Origin of the sequence: Streptomyces sp. NPDC102451 (genome assembly GCF_044765485.1) — a bacterium.
GTDB lineage: Bacteria > Actinomycetota > Actinomycetes > Streptomycetales > Streptomycetaceae > Streptomyces.
Genome location: NZ_JBIWKD010000015.1, coordinates 71,549 through 86,005, shown reverse-complemented (window position 1 = coordinate 86,005; position 14,457 = coordinate 71,549). Strand labels below are relative to the sequence as shown.

Genomic DNA, 14,457 nt, shown 5'->3' with positions numbered 1-14,457 from the left:
ACCGGAGGCATGTGCGCCGGCCCGTCGCTGCGCGTGCGCATACGGCGACGGACCGGCACCACGAGGGGTCCTCCGGGGGCTACTTGGCGGCTCCGACCAGCTTCGCGTCGGGCGAGACCACGTACCATGTGCCCCCGACGCCTTGGCCGTTGGTGTCTCCCGGCTTGGCGTCGCCGGAGAAGGTGTAGACGGGCCAGCAGTCGACCGACTGCTGCTGGATGCCGTCGGGACGGTCGAAGGTGACGAATCCCTTCGTGGTCACACCTTCGACGTCATTCTTCGGGACGGGCGCGACCACCGGCCACTTCTTGAGGCAGTCGCCCGTGCACGCGGACTTCATCGGCCACGCCGAGTCCTTCTTGAAGCGGTAAACCGTCATGCCCCGCTTGTCGACGACGATGTCCCCGAGTTCCGGATCCTTACGGACCGAAAGTCCGGCGGCATCGGCCTGGGCGCCCGTGGGTCCGTCGGCGTTCACCGCCGCTTTCTTTCCGTCCGGGGCCGCGGCGAACCACGTCCCGCCGACACCCTGCCCGTTGGCGTCACCGGGCCCGGTGTCTTCGGCATAGCGGTACATGGGCCAGCCGCCGACGGTCAGCTGCTTGGTTCCGTCGGCCCTCGTGACCTCGCCGATCAGTGACGCGTCGACCCCCGCGGCGGCCTCGGCGTTCTGCGCGGGCACCGCGGGCCACGCCTTCGCACAGTCGCTCTCGCAATTCGAGGCGGGCGGTTCGGCGGTGTCCTTGTCGAACCGGTAGAGCGTGAAGCCCTCACTGTCGGTCAGCACCTTGCCCAGCTTCTTGCTGTCCCACACCGCGAGCTGCCCGGCCTCCTTCGGTGTGGCACCCGCAGCCGTGTCGGAGCCGTAGCCGCCGTCCGATCCGTAGCCGCTCTCGGCCGGCTGCTGTGCCGGAGCGGCGTTTCCCACGGCCTGGCCGTTCGGGGACGTGGTGCCCTTCTCCTGACCGCACGCCGTCGTCAGCGCCAACAGGGCCACCGCCGTCACCGCGAGCGAGGCGTTCCGCCAGGTATTCATGTCGACTCCCGTTGTCCTTCTGCCGTCCGGGACGCGAGTCCGCGCCTTTCGTGGCCCTAGGTACGGGCGGGCGGGGCCCCGGTGTTCAACGGGAGCCCGAGAAAGTTTCGGCGGGCGCAAACGCGAATTGCCCAATGTCCCCTCCATCAGGCGAATCAGCGCCTCGCTCCGCGTGTCCGGCGGCTCGGGGGAACATGCTCCCCGGCGTGTACGGATCACGCATATGGCGGCTGACGGCCGCCACCCTGCTCCTGCTGCTCGCCGTCCCGCTGCCGGCGGCCGGTGACGACTGTGCGGTCGCCTCCATCGGACAGGGGGACGGCGGCTCGTCCGTCGCCGTGGCGGGCGAAGGCCGGTGCGGGGCGGTCATCGCCGAACCCGAGCCCGAGCCTGCGCCGCCCCCTCCACCTCCGCCACCTCCCCCTCCACCGCCTCCGCCGCCCCCTCCACCGCCGCCACCCCCTCCGCCGCCACCCCCTCCGCCTCCACCACCGCCCCCTCCTGCCCCCGCACCACCGGAACCGGAACCGAAGCCGAAACCGGCGCCGCCACCGCCCACCGTGCACCCCACACCACCGGCCCCGGCGCCCGTCGCGCTGCCCGCCTACAGGAAGCCGCCCCGCAAGACACCACGGGCCGGCCCGTCATTGGTCTCGCTCACCCTTCTCATCACCGCGCCCGCCGTTTTCGCCGTGGCCGTCCTGCGGCCCCGCTCGTCCCGCTGACCGAAGAGGGGAACCCATGTCGGAATGGCTTGTTCTGACCATTGCGATGGCGTCGGCGTGTGCCGTCGTCCTGACCATCGCCGTCCTCAGCAACCGCCGCGTCGCCGAGGACGACGATCCGTCCGAGACTCCCGACGTCATCGAGTACATGACGATGATGATCGGCGTGGTGTACGCGATCGTGCTCGGCCTGGCCATCGCGGGCGTCTGGGAGGGGCGTAGCGCCGCCCAGGAGTCGGTCAGGCTGGAGGCACAGGCGCTGCACGAGGTGAGCGCGCGGGCGGCGGTCTACCCGGTCGAGGTCCGCGACCGGATCCGCGCCGACGTCGACGCCTACGTGGCCCATGTCGTCGGCGACGAATGGAGGTCGATGACGGACCACGAGAGTCTCACCGAGGAGGGCACGAGACTTCTCGACCGGCTGCGGGCCGACGTGACGGAGTACAAGCCGCGGACGGACCACGAAGGGCAGGCGTACCAGCCGCTGGTGGACCAGGTGGCCGCCGTCGACGACGCCCGGGGGGCCCGGGGGCAGAACGCCGGCGCGACCATGCCGGGAGTCGTCTGGTTCGGCCTGATCACCGGGGCGGTGGTCACGGTCGGGCTGATCTTCACGCTCCAGATCCGCAGAACCTTCCGTGAACTGCTGCTGGCGGGGCTCTTCAGCGTCCTGATCGCCTTTCTGCTCTTCCTCATCTGGGACTTCGACGCTCCGTTCGGCCGGGGCATCTCGGCGACCACCGCTCCCTTCATCGATCTCTTCCCGCACGCCACGGGCGGATAGGGGTGCGTCCCCAGGGCCCTGTCCCCCGGCCGGTGAGCCGGCCGGGGGACAACTCTGCCCCATTCGCCTGACACCGATCGCGGGTGATATGCGGCGCTTCTACCGTTTCGGGCATCGAGGTGCATTTCTCATGCCTCGCGGAAATCCGTTCCGCGGCTGCTCCTCGGGACCCGGAGGATTCACCATGCGCGCGATACGTGTCGCACCCGTCGCCCTGCTGGGCGCCGCCGCCTGCTTCCTGATGGCACCGGCCGCATCTGCCGATGTGCTCAACGGCGGCACGTCCACCTCGTTCACGCCGACCATCACTCCGTCGACGGTCGCGCCGGGGGGCCAGGTCACCCTCGGCGCCATGGGGTGCACCACCGATGCGACCGCGTTCTCGGGCGTGTTCGACACGACCACCATCCCGAGCGGGAGGTCGGCCACGGCCACCGTCGACCGGGACGCCCGACGGGGCGCGGTCTACGAGGTGACCTTCCGCTGCGGCACCACCACGCGGTCCGCCAACCTGACCATCACGAGCGGTGCCACCAGTACCCCCACGACCAGCCCCACCACGGCCCCGACGACCAGCTCCACCGCCTCTCCCAGCGGCGTACTGGGCGGGCTCGGCGGCAGCGTCGACACGATGGACCCCGCGGAGATCGCGGCCGGCTCCGCACTGGTCGCGGTCGCCTCGGCCGGCGCCTTCTACGTCCTGCGCAAGCGCCGCACCGGCCGCCAGCACTGACCGGCTCACATACAGACACACACGGCAGTCGCCCCGGGTCCTGATCCAGGACTCGGGGCGACGGGCGTATCGGGCCGGGCGGTAGGTTCGACGCGTCAGATCGCCGCATTGCTCGTCCGCCGGCGGACGACGAAGAATGCCCCGCCTACGGCCGCCGCCGCGACAAGGCCGCCGCCGACCTGCATCTCGACGGAGCTGGGGCCCATCGAGCCGCCGAGGCCGCCCTGTGCGCCCCGCGCGGGAAGCACGGTGAAGCGGGCCGTCGCGACCGGGTCGCCCTGGTCCCCACGGCCACCGTTGCCGCCCTGGCCTCCGTTACCGCCCTGACCGCCGTTGCCTCCGTTGCCGCCCTGACCTCGCTCGTCCCCGTTGCCGCCCTGGCCGCCGTTGCCGCCCTGGCCGCCGTCGCCCCCATTGCCGCCGCCGAAGTTGTTGTCGCTGTTGTTGCACCTCACGGACAGGCTGTACTGACCGGGCGTCGCGTTGTTGCGGATGTGCGCCGTGGCGTAGCCGACCCGGCCCGGCGAGAGGTTCACCGTCGGGAAGGCGTTCGACCACACCTTGCCGCCGGAGCGCCCGCAGCCCTCCGCGCTGACCTGCATCGTGGCGCCCTGGAAGACCGAGGACGGGTTGACGGTGACATTGGTCGGGAAGTTGCTCGGGTTGCTGCCCGGGCCGCCGCCGGCGGCGGCCAGCGGGGCAGCGAGCCCGACCGCCGCGAATGCGGTCGCGGTCACCGCGAGAGTGCGTGAAGCACGCATCTTTGAACCTCCAGCGGGAAGCGCCCCGGAGTCCTGGCCTCCGGGATTCGACGAGAACGCGTCCCATGACGAACCCTCACCAGATACCGCGGAAGTCGCACTTCGGCACTGCTCCACCCCGGTGAGCCGACACGCCGGGGGCCGGGTGCGGAATCTGACGGAGCCGCAGGTCACGGACCGTCAGAAGTTTTATCCGCTCATTACTCCGAAGAGAACACACCGCCGCCGGCACACGGTCGGCCGCCACCCGTTCGCTCCTCCCTGATCGCCACCGCGCGGAGCTGTGCCTAGCGTGGCGGTGTCGCGACGAAGGGAGAACCATGGGCCGGGTTCAGTGGGGCGCCGAGCGGAGCCGACGCACACCGTGGGGCGCCATCGCCCTGGTGATGCTCACCGGGCTCGCCCTCATGCGCAACGGGGTGGAGACGTCCCCCGGGCCGCCGCAGCCGGCCGCCGCGGCCTCGGTGGCCGGCCCCCGGGACACCTCCGTGTCCGCCCCGGCCGACGGCGAGCCCGTGCAGCCGCTCGCGTACGCCCCCGCCGAGCGCATCCAGATCCCTTCGATCGAGGTCGACGCACCCGTGGTCGATGTGAATCTGGATCCGGCCGGCTGGATCGAGGCCCCGCCCGCCCAGGACCCGAACCTCGCCGGCTGGTACCAGAACGGCATCGCCCCCGGCCAGCGCGGGACCTCCGTGATGGTCGGCCACGTGGACAACCTCGCCGGCCCGGCGGTCTTCTACGGACTGGGCTCCCTCAGCAAGGGGCAGCAGATCGAGGTGTCCCGCTACGACAACCGGACCGCGGTGTTCGAGATCTACGGCGTGGAGGTGTTCTCCAAGAGCGACTTCCCCGGGCCCCGGGTGTACGGCGACACCGGGTACGCCGAGCTCAGGGTCATCACCTGCGGCGGGGGTTACTCGAAGGCCAACGGTTACGACGGGAACGTGGTGGTCTTCGCCCGGCTGGTCGAGACGCGATAGCCCGTACGGCCACCTGGCGCCCGGTCAGCTCCGGTGCGGGACGGTGGGACGGTACCCCCTCCCGATGAGCGCGGGCAGGTACCGGCGCAGGGCCGCCACGCTCTGGGACCGGTTCCCGCCCGCGTCGTGCGACAGCACCACGACTCCGGGCGCAGCGCCCTGCGCGACCCGCCGGACGATGGTGTCGGTGCCCGGCGTGGTCCAGTCCAGCGTGTCGACCGTCCACGCCATCGGCTCCATGCCCATCGCGGCACCGATCTCGAAGGAATTGCGGTTCCAGGCGCCGTAGGGGGCCCGGTACCAGAGCGGCGGGGTGCCCAGCGTCTTCTCGATCACCTCGCTGGTGCTGCCCAGTTCGTCGCGGATCGCCCCCGGCGAGAGCTTCGGGATGAGGGGGTGCGACCAGGAGTGGTTGCCGACCACATGCCCGTCGTCGGCCATCTCGCGGAGCAGGTCACGGTTGTCCGCCGCCATCTCGCCGCAGACGAAGAACATCGCCCGGACTCCGTATCTTCGCAGCGTGGCCAGGATGTCCGGGGTGTACCGCGGGTCGGGGCCGTCGTCGAAGCTGAGCACCATGGCGTCGTTCCCCAGCTCCGGCAGCTCCTCGAAGGGCCGGGTGCGGACGGGCGGCGCGGCGGGCAGGATGCGGGCCGGTGCGGTCGAGGTCATGGGGTGCAGCCGGTAGGCCGCCGGGCGGGCCCGGGCCGTCGCCGGAGGGCCTGCCGCCGGAGCCGGCGGCTCCCCGCCGGGGCGTACGGGCGTCCCGGCGGGGTCCGCCGCGACCGTGTGCACGGCGGTGGCGGCCCCCAGCGCGAGAGCGAGGCGCAGCAAGGTGCGGCGTTCCGCGGGAATCTGATCATGCTTCATGACCAACTGCTCGCACGGAGTGACGCCCGCTCCCTCTGCCGACACCGGGGATGCGGCGTTTTGCACCCGATGGATGGAGTGCTCCGGCGGTATCCGGCGGGGAGGTTCCGGGCTGCGCGGAGGCGCCCGGGAGGCGGTCCGTGCGAGCGGCTACCCTCGGGGCCGTGACTGACCAGCAACAGCATCGTTTCGAGCGCGGCACGGACGGCCCCAAGGTGATCGTCGCGGGCATCGACGGATCGGATTCCTCCATGCGGGCCGCGGCGTACGCGGCGGGCCTCGCCCGCCGGCAGAACGCGATGCTCGCCCTCGTCTACGTCCAGCCGGTGATGTCGGCCGGTGCCGCCCTGGGAGCTCCGGTCGCCAACGCGACCGGCGAGGTCGCCGAGGGGCTGGTGAACGAGATCAGGACGGCGACCGAGCGGCTCAAGGACATATGGAATGTCCGCTGGGAGTTCCACACGTTCCACGGGGACCCGTACAACGGACTCGTGACGGCGGCCGACGAGCTGAAGGCGGACGCCGTGATCGTGGGTGCGTCGGAATCGGCCGGGCACCGTTTCATCGGTTCGGTGGCGGTCCGGCTGGTGAAGGCCGGGCGCTGGCCGGTCACCGTCGTGCCGTGACGCCCGTGTGTGTCCGCCCGTGGTCGTCGCGCGGCCGGCGCCCGGGCGGACGGCCGGCGTCGCTCACCTACCGGCCACGAGGCCGTCCCCGGCCGCACCACGGCTGAGGACGACCGTGTGGATCCGGTCGCGGATCTCGCGGAGCCGGCCGTCGGTCTCCCCCGCCGGGCCCGATGCCGCGGAGTCCAGGCCCACGACGCGTCCGGCTTCGGGGTCGAACCACTGCGGGATGAACTCGGCCTTCTTGACGGCCCACCGCTGTCCCTGTTTCGCGGGCGGCTCGAAGGTGAAGCGGCCCATCGAGCTCTCGTTGCCGCGCGGGTCCTGGGCCCCCTCGTGGTTGACCATGGCACCGGCGACCTGGTCGCCCATGCCGTAGACGATCCAGGTGCCGTTGACCTTCTCGTACGCTTGTGGGACGTGGGCGTGCGTGCCGAGGATCAGGTCGATGTCGGGGCGTCCGCCGGTGCCGGAGGCCGTGAGTTCGCGGCCGAGCCCCAGCTGGACGTCGTCGGGGGCGTCCTGCCACTCGGTGCCCCAGTGCAGGGAGACGACGACCACGTCGGCGCCCGCCTTGCGGGCCGCCCGGGCGTCCGCGACGATCCGGTCCTTGTCGATCAGGTTGACCGCCCAGGGCTGCCCGGCGGGCAGCGGGATGTCGTTCGTGCCGTAGGTGTACGCGAGGTGGGCGACCTCCGCCGCGTTCTTGCCCTTGCCCGCCCTGAGCAGGGTGGGGCGGGACGCCTCCGCGGCCGAGCGGGCGGATCCGGCATGGGCGACACCCGCGCGGTCCAGTGCGTCGAGCGTGCGCCCGATCCCCGGAGCCCCGTCGTCCAGCGTGTGGTTGGAGGCGGTGGAGCAGGAGTCGAAGCCCGTGGCGCGCAGGGCGGCCGCCACCTCGGGCGGCGATTTGAAGGACGGATATCCGGTGTACGGGCCGCCGTCCTGACCGTACACCGTCTCCATGTGGCAGATGGCCAGATCCGCCCCTGAGACCGCCGGTGCGGCGCCCTTGAGCATCGGACGGAAGTCGTAGCCCCTGCCGTCCGCGTCGGCGGCGGCCCGGTCGATGATCGAGGAGTGCGGCAGGATGTCGCCCGAGGCCAGCAGCGTGAAGGTGCGCGGGCCTTCCGCTCCCCCGGCGCCCGCGCCGTTCGCACCCCGCTCGGCGGAGAGGTGCCGCCCGGCGAATCCGGGGGGCGATGTCGGTTGGCCGGTACAGGCCGTCGCGGTGGCGAGCAGGCCGGCGACGGCGATCGCCGCGCCCGGTCGGATGCGCTTCGTCATCTGCATGACTCCCATTTCGGATGATTTCGCCCATCCGAATACACATATATTCATACCGGTGAGTCAAGAACAAAGGCGGCCAAGTACCTGAATCGGCCGTATCGAAGCTCGTCGACCGTTCACCGCACCACTCGCCGCTCCGTGCGACCGCTCGGCGCACACCTCGGTGCACCGGCTGTTCCCCCACGTCCCGATGCGTTCGTATACGCCAGGCGGGAGCGAGGCGTCAGGGGCCTCTTCGGGAAAGGACGTTCACCATGACCACTGCGACAACCGATGAGCGGGCCCTCGCCCAGCTGCAGAGGGAACACGGGCCCGCCCTGTTCCACTTCCTGCTGGGGCTGACGTTCGGCGACCGGCAGCGTGCGGAGGACCTGCTGCAGGAGACGCTGGTGCGCGCCTGGCAGCACCCGGAGGCGTTCGACGCGCCCTACGACTCGATGCGCCCGTGGCTCTTCACCGTCGCCCGGCGGCTGGCCATAGACGCCCGCAGGTCCCGGCAGGCGCGGCCCACGGAGGTCAGCGACGCGGTCCTGGAGAGCGCCCCCGCCCATGAGGACACCGCGGACTCGGCGGTCCACGCACTCGATGTGCGCGAGGCGGTGAGCACGCTCAGCCCCGAGCACCGGGCGGTCCTCGTGCAGATCTACTTCCGGGGGCTCAGCGTGGGCGAGACCGCGCAGGCCCTCGGCATACCCGCGGGCACCGTCAAGTCCCGCTCCTACTACGCGCTGCGGCTGCTCAGCCGTAATCTGCCCGGCTACTCCAGCAGGTCGTCCAGGTTGAGCAGCGCCAGCAGGGACACCGCCTCCGCGACCTCCACATAGGCCGCGGCGCACGCCCCGCACCGCTGGAGGTGCCGGGCGACCGGACCGCACTCGTCCGCCTCCAGGGCATCGAGTACGTAGGCGCCCAGCAGCTGCCGTACATGCGGGTCATCGCCGCGCTCGGCGGTCATCGCACCTCGAATCTCCCGACGGATCCTGCCCTTCTGCCCACGCGGGGCGCGTGCCCCCGGTTCAATGCTGCGTGTAGCCCGGTGCCGAGTCGACGAAAGAGGCGAGACGGGATGCGTCCCGAACATGACGAAGGAACCGGCGGGGGCGGGCTGCTGGTCCCGATGGCCTGGCTGTACTCCGAGTACATCGCCGACGAGGTCCTGGCGACCGGCGACCTGATGGAGCCGACGACCCTGGAGTACCGGGCGGGACGCGACGCGCTCGCCCTGACGATCTTCCTCTCCGACGGAGCGGGCGCCGAGGACCTCCCCGCGGCCCGGGTGGACGAGCTGCGGCTGCTCACGGCGTACGGCGCCTCCTGGAGACGCTGGGTCTGCGCACGGCTGGAGGCGCTGGAACGGCCGACCGCCCCTGCCGGGCTCCCGGGCCCCGACCTCGCGCTGGCGCGGGCCGCCTGGCGGTGGCTGGAGGAGACCGAACTGCTGGCCGCGGACCTGGACGCGATCGGCCCGCGGCCGTGGGAGCCGGTGAACGCCTACGGCGAGGAGGAAGCGGAGGGCGAGACGCGGGTGTGGACCCCGGCGTGGCAGCTGGGGCTGCCGCTGGGCCATCTGGCCGTCCATCTGTACTGAGCGGCAGAGGGACCTCGCGTCACGAACCGTGTACGCCCGCACGGTACTTGGGCAGCCTCAGAGTGATCTTCATACCTGCCCCGACACCCGTCTCGATGACGAGGCCGTAGTCGTCCCCGTACACCTGGCGAAGCCGTTCGTCCACGTTGAGCAGGCCGATGCCGGTGGAGGTGCCGCCCTCTCCGCGCAGGATCTGCCGCAGACGCTCCGGCTCCATCCCGGTGCCGTCGTCCTCGATGACGACCTCCGCCTCGGCACCCGCGTCCAGCGCGCTGATCGTGATGCGGATCGGGGCGTCCCCCGCCCGGGCGGCGCCGAGGGGCCGGGAGGGGGTGACGGCGCCCTCCAGGCCGTGCTTGACGGCGTTCTCGACCAGGGGCTGGAGACAGAGGAACGGGAGCGAGACGGGAAGGATCTCCGGGGCGACCTGGAGGGTCACGGAGAGCCGTTCCCCGAAGCGGGCCCGCACCAGCGCCAGATACTGGTCGATGGAGTGGAGTTCGTCGGCCAGGGTGGTGAACTCGCCATGCCTGCGGAACGAGTAGCGGGTGAAGTCGGCGAATTCCAGGAGGAGTTCACGCGCCTGCTCGGGGTCGGTGCGGACGAACGACGCGATGGCGGCCAGTGAGTTGAAGATGAAGTGCGGGGAGATCTGGGCCCGCAGCGCCTTGATCTCGGCCTCGATGAGCTGGGTGCGGGAGCGGTCGAGCTCGGCGAGTTCCAGCTGTACGCAGACCCAGCGGGCCACCTCCCCCGCCGCCCTGGCCAGCACCGCCGATTCGCGGGGAGCGTAGGCGACGAGTGTGCCGAGCACCCGGTGGTCGACCGTCAGCGGGACGGCGACGGCCCAGCGCAGCGGACAGTCCAGGTCGTCGCAGTCACTGTGGAAGGCGGTGTCCCTGCCGCTGGCGAGGACCCCCTCGACCTGGTGCATCACGTCCGTGCCGTGGTGCTCGCCCTCACCGTCCCACACCAGCACGCTCTCGCGGTCGGTGAGGCAGAGGGCGTCGGTGCCGAGCAGTGAGCGCAGACCCCGTGCCGACCTGCGTGCGCTCTCCTCGGTGAGCCCCGCGCGCAGCGGGGGCGCCGCGAGGGAGGCCGTGTGCAGGGTCTCGAAGGTGGCGTGCTCGACGGGTGTGCCCACATCACTGGTGCGTACGGGACGTGCGGTGCGGCCCAGCACGAAGCCCGTGGCGAACAGCAGCAGGGCGAGCACGGTGATGGCGGCGATCCCGGCCCCGGTCATCGCACACGTCCCGAGGCCAGCGCCTCCGGCAGATGGAAGCGGGTCATGGCCGCGTTGGTGCCCGGGGGTATCCGGCCCGGGGTGGCCAGGGAGACCAGGATCATGGCGAGGAAGCCGACCGGTACGGACCAGACGGCGGGCCAGGCCAGCAGGGCGTGCGGCCAGCCCGGCGGGCGCACCGCGCCGCTGACGGTGATGGCCACGGACAGCAGCGCGGAGCCGCCGCCGAGCAGCAGCCCGGCGATAGCACCGGGCGGGGTGAGCCGCCGCCACCAGATGCCGAGGACGAGCAGCGGGCAGAACGACGACGCGGAGACCGCGAAGGCCATGCCGACGGCGTCGGCCACCGGCACCCGGCTGACCACGAGCGAACCGGCCAGCGGTACGGCGATGGCGAGCACGGTGGCGAGCCGGAACTGCCGTACGCCCCGGGACGGCAGGACGTCCTGGGTGATCACCCCGGCGACCGCCATGGTGAGCCCGGACGCCGTGGACAGGAACGCGGCGAAGGCGCCGCCCGCGAGGAGTGCGCCGAGCAGATCACCGCCGAGGCCGCCGATCACCCGGGCGGGCAGCAGCAGCACGGCGGCGTCCGCGTCACCGCCGTGCATGAGCTCGGGCGCGTACAGCCGGCCCAGGGCCCCGTACACCGGGGGCAGCAGATAGAACAGGCCGACGAGGGCGAGCACGGCGACCGTGGTGCGGCGGGCGTCGCGGCCGTTGGGGCTCGTGTAGAAGCGGACCACCACATGGGGCAGGCCCATGGTGCCGAGGAAGGTGGCCACGATCAGTCCGTACGTCGCGTACAGCGGATGGTCGGCGCGGAACACGGAGATCTGCTCGTCGAAGCTGACCCGGGGGCGGCCGTCGCCCTGCCAGGCCAGCACCAGGAAGATCGCGGGCACCAGCAGGGCGGTGAGCTTCAGCCAGTACTGGAACACCTGCACGAAGGTGATCGAGCGCATGCCGCCCGCCGCGACGGCAATCACCACGACGGAGGCGACGAGGACGTCGCCGAGCCAGCCGGGCGCCCCGGTGAGGATCTTCAGGGTGAGGCCGGCGCCCTGGAGCTGCGGCACCAGGTACACCCAGCCCGCGCCGACGACGAACACGCTGACCAGTCGGCGCACCTGACGCGATTCGAGGCGCCCCTCGGCGAAGTCGGGCAGGGTGTACGCCCCCGAGCGGCGCAGCGGAGCGGCGACGAACACCAGCAGCACGAGATATCCGGCGGTGTAGCCGACCGGGTACCAGAGCATGTCGGGGCCGTGCACCAGCACCAGCCCCGCGATGCCGAGGAAGGACGCGGCGGAGAGGTACTCGCCGCTGATCGCCGCGGCGTTGAGCCTCGGCCGTACGGTGCGTGACGCGACGTAGAAGTCGGAGGTGGTACGGGAGATCCGCAGCCCGAAACCGCCGACGAGGACGGTGGCCAGGACGACGAGGGCGACCGCCACCACCGCTGCCGGGTGGCCGGGTGCGCTCATGGTGCGGGGAGACCTTCCACGAGTCGGGCGAAGTCGCGCTCGTTGCGCTCGGCCCTGCGCACGTACCACCAGGCGGCCAGGGTGAGCGGCGGATAGGTCGCGAAGCCGAGCACCGCCCAGACGAGGGCGTTGCTGTGCAGCGCCTCGAAGACCAGGGGCAGGGTCCCGGCGACGAGGGCGAGCACCGCGAAGGCGGTGAGTCCGGCGCGGAGCTGGCTGCGCATCAGCGAGCGGACGTAGGCGCCGCCGAGCGCGGTCTGCTCGTCGATCTCCGACTGGGCTCGGTAGCGGGGCAGCGGACGCACCCGCCGGGGCTCGCCCGTGACCACTTCGCGCCGGGGCGTGCTCTCTGCGGACATGGGCCCGGAGTTTAGGCGGCGCGGGGCCCGGCTGGGAAGGGCCGCCTCCCGGTCGAGCCAGGTCAGCGGCCGGTCTGCCGCATCAGGAGATCGCGCAGCGCGCGGGTGTGGCGACGGCTGACGGCGAGCTCGGCACCCCCGATGCGCACGCTCATGCTGCCCGCGTCGAGCCTGAGTTCGTCGATCCGGTTCAGCGCCACGAGGTGGCGGCGGTGGATGCGTACGAAGCCCCGGGATCGCCAGCGCTCCTCCAGGGTGGTGAGCGGGATCCGGACGAGATGGCTGCCGGCCGAGGTGTGCAGCCGGGCGTAGTCGCCCTGGGCCTCGGCGTACGCGATGTCGTCGACGGGCACGAAACGGATGACCCCGCCCAGCTCCACCGCGACCTGGTCGGCGGCCGAGTCGTGGACGGACGCGGAGCGCTCACCAACCTGTTCGGCGACACGGCGGACGGCCTCGGCCAGCCGCTCCCGGCGGACCGGCTTGAGCACGTAGTCGACGGCCTTGAGGTCGAAGGCGTGTACGGCGAAGCCTTCGTGAGCGGTGACGAAGACGATGAGCGGCGGCGCGGCGAACCCGGCCAGGAGCTGGGCGACGTCGAGACCGGTGAGCCCCGCCATGTGGATGTCCAAGAACACGACGTCGATCGCCGAGGGGTCCTCGGGCCCGGCGTCGACGGCACCCCCGATACGGCGGAGTGCCTCGGTGGCACCCGTGGCGCCCTCGGCGCTCCGGATGCGGGGATCGGCGCGCAGGAGGTAGAGGAGTTCCTCCAGGGCGGGTTCTTCGTCGTCGACGGCGAGTACGCGCAGCATGAGGCCGGAGTTTAGGTGGTTCTCCGGGGTGATGGCTTGAGTGATTCACCGGTTCGTCACGTACCTGAGGACATGCGCGCCATCGAACCTCACCGCGACGCCGGGGCCTACGCGCTCGGGGTGCTCGGGACCGCCGACACCTGCCGCTTCGAGGAGCACCTGGCGGGGTGTTCCGCGTGTGTGGTCCAGGTGCGCGAGTTCGGTCCGGTGGTGGGCCACCTGGCGGCGTACGCACACCTGCTGCCGCCCGGGGGCGTTCCCCGCCCGGCCCGGCGGCCCTGACCGGCGCAGCTACTTGAGCAGACGGGAGAGCCGCCGGTCGGCGAGTGGCTTGCCCCCGGTCTGGCAGGTGGGGCAGTACTGGAGCGACGAGTCGCTGAACGACACCTCCAGCACGGTGTCGCCGCAGACGGGGCAGGGCTGCCCGGTGCGGCCGTGGACGCGCATGCCGCTCTTCTTCTCGGCCTTGAGGCGGCCCGCGGCGACGCCCCGGGCGCGCTCGACGGCGTCCTGGAGCGTGGTGCGCATGGCGTTGTACAGATGGCTGATGTCGTTGTCGCCGAGTGCTGTGGTGAGCTTGAACGGTGACATCTTCGCGACGTGAAGGATCTCGTCGCTGTAGGCGTTGCCGATGCCCGCGATCAGCGACTGGTCGCGCAGGGCTCCCTTGATCTGCCGGCGTGTCCCGCCGAGCACCGTCGCGAACGCGTCCCGGTCGAAGGAGTCGGCCAGCGGATCCGGCCCGAGGCGTGCCACCCCGGGCACGTCCGCCGGATCGTGCACCAGATGGACGGCGAGGCGCTTCGTGGTGCCCATCTCGGTCAGGTCGAAGCCGTCGCCGCCGGCGAGGACCGTCCGGAGGGCGAGCGGCCCCTTGCCGGGCCGTGGCGGGGCCGCTGGGAAGCTGTCCTTCCACCGGAGCCAGCCGGCCCGCGCGAGGTGGATGAGCAGATGGAGCTCTCCGGCCGTGATGTCGAGGAATTTGCCGTGCCGGGCCACGGAGGTCACGGTGGCGCCTTCGAGGGCGGTGGGCGGCGGGTCGTACGTCTTCAGGACGCTGATCGCGAGCGGCAGGACGCGGGCGATCTCCTTGCCGACCAGTTGTTCGTCGAGGAAGTCCCGCAGGGCTTCGACCTCCGGCAGTTCGGGCATGA

General features: G+C 71.7%; 17 protein-coding genes. 7 read left to right on the top strand and 10 right to left on the bottom strand.

What is annotated here, in order from left to right:
* Positions 1–79: 79 nt before the first annotated feature.
* Positions 80–1,036: an SCO0930 family lipoprotein gene (locus ACIRD8_RS28075; protein WP_403997274.1), complete on the bottom strand. Its 957-nt coding sequence runs from the start codon at positions 1,034–1,036 to the stop codon at positions 80–82.
* 741 nt (positions 1,037–1,777) lie between these two features.
* On the opposite strand from ACIRD8_RS28075, the gene ACIRD8_RS28070 reads away from it, so the two are divergent.
* Positions 1,778–2,545, top strand: coding sequence for a DUF4239 domain-containing protein (locus tag ACIRD8_RS28070; RefSeq protein ID WP_403997271.1), 768 nt, complete (start codon positions 1,778–1,780; stop codon positions 2,543–2,545).
* Between the two features lie 184 nt (positions 2,546–2,729).
* Positions 2,730–3,278: a hypothetical protein gene (locus ACIRD8_RS28065; RefSeq protein ID WP_403997268.1), complete on the top strand. Its 549-nt coding sequence runs from the start codon at positions 2,730–2,732 to the stop codon at positions 3,276–3,278.
* 95 nt (positions 3,279–3,373) lie between these two features.
* Here ACIRD8_RS28065 and ACIRD8_RS28060 read toward each other — a convergent pair whose 3' ends face one another.
* Positions 3,374–4,015 (bottom strand): hypothetical protein, encoded by a 642-nt coding sequence (locus ACIRD8_RS28060; protein WP_403997265.1) that lies wholly within the window; start codon positions 4,013–4,015, stop codon positions 3,374–3,376.
* A gap of 344 nt (positions 4,016–4,359) precedes the next feature.
* Here ACIRD8_RS28060 and ACIRD8_RS28055 point away from each other — a divergent pair, with 344 nt between their 5' ends.
* Positions 4,360–5,022, top strand: a complete 663-nt coding sequence (locus ACIRD8_RS28055; protein ID WP_403997262.1) for a class F sortase — start codon at positions 4,360–4,362, stop codon at positions 5,020–5,022.
* 24 nt (positions 5,023–5,046) lie between these two features.
* Here the strand turns inward: ACIRD8_RS28055 and ACIRD8_RS28050 are convergent, their stop codons facing one another.
* Positions 5,047–5,892: a polysaccharide deacetylase family protein gene (locus ACIRD8_RS28050; protein WP_403997259.1), complete on the bottom strand. Its 846-nt coding sequence runs from the start codon at positions 5,890–5,892 to the stop codon at positions 5,047–5,049.
* Between the two features lie 164 nt (positions 5,893–6,056).
* Between ACIRD8_RS28050 and ACIRD8_RS28045 the strand changes: the two genes are divergently transcribed.
* Positions 6,057–6,518 (top strand): universal stress protein, encoded by a 462-nt coding sequence (locus ACIRD8_RS28045; protein WP_403997256.1) that lies wholly within the window; start codon positions 6,057–6,059, stop codon positions 6,516–6,518.
* A 63-nt stretch (positions 6,519–6,581) separates the two neighbouring features.
* On the opposite strand, the gene ACIRD8_RS28040 is transcribed toward ACIRD8_RS28045, so the two are convergent.
* Complete coding sequence (locus ACIRD8_RS28040) at positions 6,582–7,805, bottom strand: CapA family protein (protein WP_403997253.1); 1,224 nt, start codon at positions 7,803–7,805, stop codon at positions 6,582–6,584.
* Between the two features lie 257 nt (positions 7,806–8,062).
* Here ACIRD8_RS28040 and ACIRD8_RS28035 point away from each other — a divergent pair, with 257 nt between their 5' ends.
* Positions 8,063–8,632, top strand: a complete 570-nt coding sequence (locus tag ACIRD8_RS28035) for a sigma-70 family RNA polymerase sigma factor (protein ID WP_403997251.1) — start codon at positions 8,063–8,065, stop codon at positions 8,630–8,632.
* Here ACIRD8_RS28035 and ACIRD8_RS28030 read toward each other — a convergent pair.
* The gene (locus tag ACIRD8_RS28030) at positions 8,566–8,763 is read right to left on the bottom strand and encodes a zf-HC2 domain-containing protein (RefSeq protein ID WP_403997249.1); all 198 of its coding nucleotides are present in this window, start codon (positions 8,761–8,763) and stop codon (positions 8,566–8,568) included. The genes ACIRD8_RS28035 and ACIRD8_RS28030 overlap by 67 nt on opposite strands.
* Positions 8,764–8,874: 111 nt before the next feature.
* On the opposite strand from ACIRD8_RS28030, the gene ACIRD8_RS28025 reads away from it, so the two are divergent.
* On the top strand, positions 8,875–9,396 hold the full coding sequence (locus ACIRD8_RS28025; protein WP_403997247.1) for a hypothetical protein: 522 nt from the start codon (positions 8,875–8,877) through the stop codon (positions 9,394–9,396).
* 19 nt (positions 9,397–9,415) lie between these two features.
* On the opposite strand, the gene ACIRD8_RS28020 is transcribed toward ACIRD8_RS28025, so the two are convergent.
* The 4 genes from ACIRD8_RS28020 to ACIRD8_RS28005 all read right to left on the bottom strand — a co-directional run bounded on the left by ACIRD8_RS28020 (position 9,416) and on the right by ACIRD8_RS28005 (position 13,303).
* A complete protein-coding gene (locus tag ACIRD8_RS28020) occupies positions 9,416–10,642 on the bottom strand; it encodes a sensor histidine kinase (protein ID WP_403997246.1) in 1,227 nt (408 codons plus the stop codon).
* The gene (locus ACIRD8_RS28015; RefSeq protein ID WP_403997244.1) at positions 10,639–12,129 is read right to left on the bottom strand and encodes a cation acetate symporter; all 1,491 of its coding nucleotides are present in this window, start codon (positions 12,127–12,129) and stop codon (positions 10,639–10,641) included. The genes ACIRD8_RS28020 and ACIRD8_RS28015 overlap by 4 nt, the downstream gene beginning before the upstream one ends.
* Positions 12,126–12,488, bottom strand: coding sequence for a hypothetical protein (locus ACIRD8_RS28010; protein ID WP_099175792.1), 363 nt, complete (start codon positions 12,486–12,488; stop codon positions 12,126–12,128). The genes ACIRD8_RS28015 and ACIRD8_RS28010 overlap by 4 nt, the downstream gene beginning before the upstream one ends.
* Before the next feature lie 62 nt (positions 12,489–12,550).
* Positions 12,551–13,303, bottom strand: coding sequence for a LytR/AlgR family response regulator transcription factor (locus ACIRD8_RS28005; protein WP_403997242.1), 753 nt, complete (start codon positions 13,301–13,303; stop codon positions 12,551–12,553).
* 72 nt (positions 13,304–13,375) lie between these two features.
* On the opposite strand from ACIRD8_RS28005, the gene ACIRD8_RS28000 reads away from it, so the two are divergent.
* The gene (locus ACIRD8_RS28000; RefSeq protein WP_403997239.1) at positions 13,376–13,585 is read left to right on the top strand and encodes a zf-HC2 domain-containing protein; all 210 of its coding nucleotides are present in this window, start codon (positions 13,376–13,378) and stop codon (positions 13,583–13,585) included.
* A gap of 9 nt (positions 13,586–13,594) precedes the next feature.
* On the opposite strand, the gene ACIRD8_RS27995 is transcribed toward ACIRD8_RS28000, so the two are convergent.
* Positions 13,595–14,455, bottom strand: a complete 861-nt coding sequence (locus tag ACIRD8_RS27995; RefSeq protein WP_403997237.1) for an Fpg/Nei family DNA glycosylase — start codon at positions 14,453–14,455, stop codon at positions 13,595–13,597.
* Positions 14,456–14,457: the final 2 nt, after the last annotated feature.

Coding starts and splice junctions, on each gene's coding strand:
- ACIRD8_RS28025 (WP_403997247.1), top strand. CDS start 8,875: ATGCGTCCCGAACATGACGAAGGAACCGGCGGGGGCGGGCTGCTGGTC.
- ACIRD8_RS28070 (WP_403997271.1), top strand. CDS start 1,778: ATGTCGGAATGGCTTGTTCTGACCATTGCGATGGCGTCGGCGTGTGCC.
- ACIRD8_RS28050 (WP_403997259.1), bottom strand. CDS start 5,892: ATGAAGCATGATCAGATTCCCGCGGAACGCCGCACCTTGCTGCGCCTC.
- ACIRD8_RS28030 (WP_403997249.1), bottom strand. CDS start 8,763: ATGACCGCCGAGCGCGGCGATGACCCGCATGTACGGCAGCTGCTGGGC.
- ACIRD8_RS27995 (WP_403997237.1), bottom strand. CDS start 14,455: ATGCCCGAACTGCCGGAGGTCGAAGCCCTGCGGGACTTCCTCGACGAA.
- ACIRD8_RS28020 (WP_403997246.1), bottom strand. CDS start 10,642: ATGACCGGGGCCGGGATCGCCGCCATCACCGTGCTCGCCCTGCTGCTG.
- ACIRD8_RS28040 (WP_403997253.1), bottom strand. CDS start 7,805: ATGACGAAGCGCATCCGACCGGGCGCGGCGATCGCCGTCGCCGGCCTG.
- ACIRD8_RS28065 (WP_403997268.1), top strand. CDS start 2,730: ATGCGCGCGATACGTGTCGCACCCGTCGCCCTGCTGGGCGCCGCCGCC.
- ACIRD8_RS28005 (WP_403997242.1), bottom strand. CDS start 13,303: ATGCTGCGCGTACTCGCCGTCGACGACGAAGAACCCGCCCTGGAGGAA.
- ACIRD8_RS28015 (WP_403997244.1), bottom strand. CDS start 12,129: ATGAGCGCACCCGGCCACCCGGCAGCGGTGGTGGCGGTCGCCCTCGTC.
- ACIRD8_RS28010 (WP_099175792.1), bottom strand. CDS start 12,488: ATGTCCGCAGAGAGCACGCCCCGGCGCGAAGTGGTCACGGGCGAGCCC.
- ACIRD8_RS28000 (WP_403997239.1), top strand. CDS start 13,376: ATGCGCGCCATCGAACCTCACCGCGACGCCGGGGCCTACGCGCTCGGG.
- ACIRD8_RS28055 (WP_403997262.1), top strand. CDS start 4,360: ATGGGCCGGGTTCAGTGGGGCGCCGAGCGGAGCCGACGCACACCGTGG.
- ACIRD8_RS28075 (WP_403997274.1), bottom strand. CDS start 1,036: ATGAATACCTGGCGGAACGCCTCGCTCGCGGTGACGGCGGTGGCCCTG.
- ACIRD8_RS28035 (WP_403997251.1), top strand. CDS start 8,063: ATGACCACTGCGACAACCGATGAGCGGGCCCTCGCCCAGCTGCAGAGG.